This window comes from Rathayibacter sp. AY1B4 (genome assembly GCF_002932815.1).
Lineage (GTDB): Bacteria > Actinomycetota > Actinomycetes > Actinomycetales > Microbacteriaceae > Rathayibacter.
In genome coordinates this window covers 229,638-236,773 of record NZ_PSWN01000003.1, presented here as the reverse complement: position 1 = coordinate 236,773, position 7,136 = coordinate 229,638, and the positions used below count along the sequence as shown (strand labels likewise).

Genomic DNA, 7,136 nt, shown 5'->3' with positions numbered 1-7,136 from the left:
GTCGGTCGAGACCTCGAGCAGGGGCTCGTCCACCTCGACGCGGTCCCCGACGTTCTTCAGCCAGCGGGTGACCGTTCCTTCCGTGACACTCTCTCCGAGTGCCGGGAGGCTGACGGATTCGCTCATGAGCCTGTCTCCTTAAGACGCTTGTGTTTCGATGTCCAGCTTACTGATGCGGAAGCGGCGGATCGCCGCACCGCAGTGGTTCTACAGGGCGTGCAGCGGCTTCCCCGCCAGAGCGAGGTGCGCCTCGCCGAGCGCCTCGTTCTGAGTGGGGTGCGCGTGCACGAGGGGCGCGACGTCCTCGGGGTGCGCCTCCCAGTTCACGATGAGCTGAGCCTCGCCGATCAGCTCGCCGACGCGGGCTCCGACCATGTGCACGCCGACGACGGGGCCGTCGACCAGGCGCACGACCTTCACGGAGCCGGTGGTCCCGATGATCGTGCTCCGGGCGTTGCCGCCGAGGCCGTAGTCGTACACGGCGACGCGCTCGGCGCCGTACTCGGCGATCGCGCGGGCCTCGCCGAGGCCGACGGAGGCCACTTCGGGGTCGCTGTAGGTCACCTTCGGGACGTTGACGTCCCTGACGACCTGCGGGCCCAGACCGGCGATCTCCTCCGCGACGAAGATCCCCTGCTGGAAGCTCCGGTGCGCGAGCTGGAGCCCCGGCACAATGTCGCCCACGGCGTACACGCCGGGGACGGAGGTCTGCAGGCGCTCGTCGGTCAGCACGTAGCCGCGGTCGAGGCGGACCCCGGCCTCCTCGAGGCCGATGCCCGCGGTCACCGGGCCGCGGCCGACGGCGACCAGCAGGATCTCGCCCTCCACCGTTGCGCCGCTCTCGAGCGACACGGAGACGCCGTCCCCGCTCTGCGAGACCGACGCGACACGGGATCCCAGCTGGAAGGCGATGCCCCGCTTGCGGAAGGCGCGCTCCAGCTGCTTGCTGACGCTCTCGTCCTCGTTGGGGACGAGGTGGGGGAGGGCCTCGACGATCGTGACCTCGGCGCCGAACGAGCGCCAGACGCTCGCGAACTCGACGCCGATCACTCCGCCGCCGAGGACGACGACGCTCGCGGGAACGTGGTCGAGCTCGAGAGCCTGGTCGCTCGTCAGGATGCGGCCGCCGATCTCGATCCCGGGGAGGGTGCGGGAGGCGGACCCGGTGGCGACGACGACCGACGCGCCGTGGAGCACGTGCTCACCGACCGTCACGGTGCCCGGCGCGGTGAGGCGGCCGTCTCCCGTGACGACCGTGATGCCGCGCGAGGACACGAGGCTCTGGAGCCCCTTATACTTGCCGGCGACGACGCCCTCGCGGTAGCGCGTGACGCCCGCCATGTCGATCCCGGCGAAGCTCGAGAGCACGCCGTACTTCTCTCCCTCGCGGGCGCCGTCCGCCAGCTCGGCGGCGTGCAGCAGGGCCTTGGTGGGCACGCACCCGCGGTGCAGGCAGGTGCCGCCGAGCTTGTCGCGCTCCACGAGCGCGACGCTCATCCCGAGCTGCGTCGCCCGGAGGGCCGCCGCGTACCCGCCGCTGCCACCTCCGAGCACGACCAGGTCGTAGCGCTCTTCCGACACCCAGTGACTCCCTCGCGACGTGCGGTCCCGCTTCCCGGCCGACCGGCTCCGGCGCTGAGCGCCGAGCGGATCGGGAGGGGGGACGAGGCGGGATCTCCCGCCCCGTCGACCCTACTACGCGCTCGCGAAGCCCTCGGCCAGAGCGATCAGCGCGCGCACCGAGACTCCCGTGGCGCCGGCTCCGGTGAAGCCGTAGCCACCGCCTCCGTTGCTCGAGGGGCCGGCGATGTCGAGGTGCGCCCACGGGATCGTGGTCGCGTCCTCGCCCTCGCCGCGCTTCCCGACGAACTCGCGGAGGAAGTGGCCGGCGAGGAGCATGCCGCCGGCGGTGTTGCCCGGCTTGACGTTCGCGATGTCGGCGATGTCCGAGTTGAGCAGCGGTCGCAGCTCCGCGGGGAGGGGCATCTGCCAGAAGGGCTCTCCCGCCGTGCGGGCGGCCTCGAGGACGCGGGAGACCAGCTCGTCGTCGCCCAGAGCGCCGACGGTCCGGTTGCCGAGGGCGACCACGGAGGCGCCGGTCAGCGTCGCGACGTCGATGATCGCATCGGGCTGCTCCTCGCTGGCGGCGACGAGGCCGTCGGCGAGCACCAGCCGGCCCTCGGCGTCGGTGTTCAGCACCTCCACCGTGGTCCCGCCGCGCACGGTGAGCACGTCGTCCGGGCGGATCGCGGTCCCGGAGGGGAGGTTCTCGGCGATGCAGAGCCAGGCTGTCGCGCGGAGCGGGAGGCCGAGCTCCGCGATGGCGCGCACGACGGCGTACACGGTCGCCGCGCCCGCCATGTCGGTCTTCATCCCGATCATCGAGGCCGGCGGCTTGAGCGAGAGTCCGCCGCTGTCGAAGGTGATGCCCTTGCCGACCAGGGCGAGGTGGGTGCTCGCGCCCTCGGGCGCGTAGGAGACCTTCACGAGGCGGGGCGGGCGGGAGGAGCCGCTGCCGACTCCGAGAATGCCGCCGAACCCCTCCTCCGCGAGGGCCTCCTCGTCCCAGACGGTGACCTCGAGGGGCAGTCCCTCTGCGCCGGTCTGCACGGCCTCGGCCAGCGTCTGCGGGTAGAGGTGCGACGGGGGAGTGTTGACGAGGTCCTTCACCGTGCCGACCGCGCGGCCGAGCACGAGCGCCCGCTCCAGGACGGCGGGGTCGGCCGACTCGCCGCCGCCCAGCAGGACGACGTGCTCGACGGGCGCCTTCGGCGCGGCGGCGGTGCTGCCGCGGAAGGCGGTGAAGGAGTAGGAGCCGAGCGCGGCGCCCTCGGCGACCGCGGCGAGCGTGCCGTCGGAGCCGGCGGGGAGGGAGAGGGCCACGGAGGCGGACCCCGCGAGCAGGCGGACGGCGGCGCCCGCGGCGTTCCGCAGCGCGGTGTCGTCGGGCTCCGCCGAGCCGAGTCCGACGAGGACGATCACTCCGGCACGGACCGAGGACGGCACGCGAACGAGCGTCTCGGCGGCGCCGGTCGCGCCGAGCGCGGTCAGCGCGGGGGCCAGCTCCTCGAAGCCCTCCGCGCCGACGAGCCGGGGACCGTCGGGTCCCGGGGCGACGCCGAGGACGAGGGCGTCGGTGTCGATGTCGGAGGCGGGAACGGTCGAGTACTCGAGAGAGGAGAGGGGCATGGCGGCAATGCTAGGCGCTGTTCGCTGAGGGCTCAGCGGACCCGGCCGGGGCGCCGGGACCCCCGTTTAGACTGGACGCATGCTGGATCCGGAAGACCTGTTCGAGATCGAGGGCGACCTCTCCGAGATCCCGCGCGGGCTGCACCTCGTCGCGGGCCTGACCGGCTCGGCCGACGCCGGGGGAGCGGTGGGGCAGCTGGGGGAGTACCTCTTCGAGACCCTCGAGCACCGCGAGGTCGCGGTCTTCGACCAGGATCAGCTGCTCGACTACCGGGCCCGCCGCCCCATCATCACGTTCGACCAGGACCACCTGACGGACTACCGTCCTGCGATGCTCCGGCTCTCGCTCGCGCACGACGAGCTGCACCAGCCGTTCCTCCTGCTCACCGGCTTCGAGCCCGACTTCCAGTGGGAGCGGTTCACCCGCGCGGTGGTCTCCCTCCTCGAGCGGCTCGACGTCGCCTCGACCACGTGGGTCCAGGCGATCCCGATGCCCGTGCCGCACACCCGGCCCGTCGGCGTCACCGTGAGCGGGAACCGCGAGGACCTGATCGAGGCGATGTCGGTCTGGAAGCCGCACACGCAGGTGCCCTCGAACGTCCTCCACCTGCTCGAGCTGCGTCTCTACGAGCGCGGTCTGACCGTGGTCGGCTTCGCGCTGCTCATCCCCCACTACCTGTCGGACACCGAGTACCCGCAGGCGGCGGTCGCGGCGCTCGAGAGCATCTCGGCGTCGACCGGCCTCATCTTCCCGACGGACCGCCTGCGCGAGAGCGGGCGGGAGTTCCTCGGCAAGGTCGACGAGCAGGTCGGCGGCAACGACGAGCTGCAGAAGCTGGTCTCGGCCCTCGAGGCGCGGCACGACACCTACATGGAGGGGACGAGCCTCCGCTCGCCGCTCACCGACGAGGACGGCTTCGTGCCCAGCGCCGACGCGATCGCCGCCGAGCTCGAGAAGTTCCTCGCGATCCGCCGCCCGGGCGAGGAGCCCACCGCCTCCTGAGCGGCCGTAGGATCGGACGAGTGCGTGATCGTCGAGCCTGGTTCGTCTTCGGTGCCGGAGCGTTCGCCTACCTCGTGGCGGTCCTGGACCGCACGACGCTGGGCGTCGCAGGAGTGGACGCCGCGGAGCGGTTCGGGGTGGCGGCCGCCGTCCTCTCGTCGCTCGCCGTCGTCCAGCTGATCGTCTACGCCGGGATGCAGATCCCGGTCGGGATCCTCATCGACCGGTTCGGCCCGCGGACCCTGATCCTCTCGGGCACGGCCCTGATGATGGCGGGCCAGGTCGTGGTCGCGATCGCGCCGAGCATCGGCGTCGCGATCGTCGGGCGGATCCTGTTGGGAGCCGGGGACGCCGCGATCTTCACCTCCGTGATCCGCCTCACGGTGACCTGGTTCAGCGGACCGATCGTGCCGCAGCTCTCGCAGTGGATCGGCAACATCGGCCAGGTGGGCCAGATCCTCTCCGCACTCCCGTTCGCGGCGATCCTCCACACGTTCGGCTGGGAGCCCGCGTTCCTCAGCGCCGCCGGCCTCGGGGCCGTGTCCTTCCTCGGCGTGCTCCTCCTGGTCGCCGACGTCCCGCCGCGCACCGAGCCGATCACGGTCGTGCCTCCGACGCTCCGGGCGACGATCGCGCAGCTCGGAGTGAGCCTGCGCCGGCCGGGGACGCAGCTCGGCTTCTGGTCGCACTTCGTCACGCAGTCCTCCGGCACGGTGTTCACGCTGCTCTGGGGCTACCCCTTCCTCGTCTACGCGATCGGCCTGCCGCCGACCGTCGCCGCGCCGACCCTCACGATCGTCGTGATCGCGGGGATCGTCGTCGGGCCGGTGCTCGGCGTCCTGACCGCTCGCCACCCCATGCGCCGCAGCAACCTCGTGCTCGGGATCGTCTCGGCGATGGCGGTCGCCTGGACCGTCGTGCTGCTCTGGCCCGGCGTCCCGCCGTACTGGCTCGTGGTGCTGCTCCTGATCGTCGTCGGAGCGGGCGGCCCCGGCTCCATGATCGGGTTCGACTTCGCCCGCACGTTCAACCCCTCGCGGAGCCTCGGCGCGGCCAACGGAGTCGTGAACGTGGGCGGGTTCCTGGCCAGCTTCACGATGATGTTCGCGATCGGCCTGATCCTCGACGCACTGGCCGGTCCCGGCGCCTCCTCGGAGCAGACCTACTCGCTCGAGCACTTCCGCCTTGCGTGGTGCGTGCAGTACGTGGTGGTCGGCGCCGGAGTCGTCGGACTCGTCGTCGCGCGCCGCCGGACCCGCCGCCGCCTGGCCGAGGACGAGGGAATAACCGTGGCCCCTCTCTGGGTTGCACTGAGTGACCGGATGCGCCGCGGCCGCGCGGGGCGCTGACGGTCGTCCCCGTCGATCCGCCCTTCTGCAGACGCGATGTCCCAACGGAACGGCCCGGATCCCGCCGGATCGAGCCCCACTCGCACCGCACCGCACGGCTGCACTACTCAGACGTGCAATAATTGTCAATAGGACCCGTTCGGGTCGAGGAGCACCAGGCCCACGTCGGGCGTGCGACGTCCTCGACTTGACATGGGTCCTCGTAATGCCCACCGACGGACGACGCCCTCCCGCGCCGCCCGCCCCCGGGACGCAACGGATGGAGAGGTGCCGCCATGGCCACCAGAGCTACCAAGACCGCAACGCTCGACGCCGTCGACGACGACGTGACGACGACCACCAAGAAGCCCGCGACGCGCAAGCCCGCGGCGAAGACCACGGCGGCCAAGACCACCGCGGCCAAGACGACCCGCTCGCGCGCCACGACCAAGGCCGCCGCTCCCGCCGACACCGAGGAGGAGCCGACCGACGCCGTCGAGCCCGACGAGGCAGCGGAGGAGGAGGAGACCGAGGTCGTCGCCGAGGACACCGAGACCGACGCCAAGGACGACGCGGAGACGCCGGAGGCCCCGGCCGCCGCTGCCGTCGCCGCTCCGGCCGAGCCGCTCCCTAGCGGTGCGCTCGTCCTGTCGTTCGGCGGAGAGGACGACGAGGTCCCGGTCTACTCGACCGCGATCACCGGTGCCACCGCAGACCCGGTCAAGGACTACCTGAAGCAGATCGGCAAGGTCGCGCTCCTGAACGCGGCCGAGGAGGTCGAGCTCGCGATGCGCATCGAGGCCGGCCTGTTCGCCGAGGACAAGCTCGCCAACTCGACCGACCTCAGCCCGGAGCTCGTCCGCGAGCTGCGCTGGGTCGCGAAGGACGGCCAGCGCGCGAAGAGCCACCTGCTCGGAGCGAACCTCCGGCTCGTCGTCAGCCTCGCGAAGCGCTACACCGGTCGCGGGATGCAGTTCCTCGACCTCATCCAGGAGGGCAACCTGGGCCTCATCCGTGCGGTCGAGAAGTTCGACTACACCAAGGGCTTCAAGTTCTCGACGTACGCCACGTGGTGGATCCGCCAGGCGATCACCCGCGCGATGGCCGACCAGGCCCGCACCATCCGCATCCCGGTGCACATGGTCGAGGTCATCAACAAGCTGGCCCGCGTGCAGCGCCAGATGCTCCAGGACCTGGGCCGCGAGCCCACGCCCGAGGAGCTCTCGCGCGAGCTCGACATGACCCCCGAGAAGGTCATCGAGGTGCAGAAGTACGGGCGCGAGCCGATCTCGCTGCACACGCCCCTGGGCGAGGACGGCGACAGCGAGTTCGGCGACCTCATCGAGGACACCGAGGCGGTCGTCCCGGCCGACGCCGTGGGCTTCACCATGCTGCAGAAGCAGCTGGAGTCGCTGCTCGACTCGCTCTCGGAGCGCGAGGCCGGCGTGATCCGCATGCGCTTCGGCCTCGGCGACGGCATGCCGAAGACGCTCGACCAGATCGGCGACACCTTCGGCGTGACGCGCGAGCGCATCCGTCAGATCGAGTCCAAGACGATGGCCAAGCTCCGCCACCCGTCCCGCTCGCAGTCGCTCCGCGACTACCTCGAGTAGGCC

Annotated in this window: 6 protein-coding genes; 3 read left to right on the top strand and 3 right to left on the bottom strand. The window is 71.7% G+C overall.

Annotation, left to right across the window (positions count from 1 at the left end; all coding sequences use genetic code 11):
* From C5D66_RS03320 to C5D66_RS03310, 3 genes are all read right to left on the bottom strand, one after another.
* Window positions 1-126: biotin/lipoyl-containing protein (locus C5D66_RS03320; RefSeq protein ID WP_308471819.1), on the bottom strand; the 126-nt coding region annotated here is incomplete at its 3' end.
* Between the two features lie 81 nt (window positions 127-207).
* Window positions 208-1,581, bottom strand: a complete 1,374-nt coding sequence (lpdA, locus tag C5D66_RS03315) for a dihydrolipoyl dehydrogenase (protein WP_104255038.1) — start codon at window positions 1,579-1,581, stop codon at window positions 208-210.
* Window positions 1,582-1,695: 114 nt separating this feature from the next.
* On the bottom strand, window positions 1,696-3,189 hold the full coding sequence (locus tag C5D66_RS03310; RefSeq protein ID WP_104255037.1) for a leucyl aminopeptidase: 1,494 nt from the start codon (window positions 3,187-3,189) through the stop codon (window positions 1,696-1,698).
* Window positions 3,190-3,268: 79 nt separating this feature from the next.
* Between C5D66_RS03310 and C5D66_RS03305 the strand changes: the two genes are divergently transcribed.
* From C5D66_RS03305 to C5D66_RS03295, 3 genes are all read left to right on the top strand, one after another.
* Window positions 3,269-4,192, top strand: a complete 924-nt coding sequence (locus C5D66_RS03305) for a proteasome assembly chaperone family protein (RefSeq protein WP_104238748.1) — start codon at window positions 3,269-3,271, stop codon at window positions 4,190-4,192.
* Between the two features lie 20 nt (window positions 4,193-4,212).
* The gene (locus tag C5D66_RS03300; protein WP_104255036.1) at window positions 4,213-5,541 is read left to right on the top strand and encodes a nitrate/nitrite transporter; all 1,329 of its coding nucleotides are present in this window, start codon (window positions 4,213-4,215) and stop codon (window positions 5,539-5,541) included.
* Between the two features lie 275 nt (window positions 5,542-5,816).
* A complete protein-coding gene (locus C5D66_RS03295; RefSeq protein ID WP_104232561.1) occupies window positions 5,817-7,133 on the top strand; it encodes an RNA polymerase sigma factor in 1,317 nt (438 codons plus the stop codon).
* The last annotated feature ends 3 nt before the right edge of the window (window positions 7,134-7,136 follow it).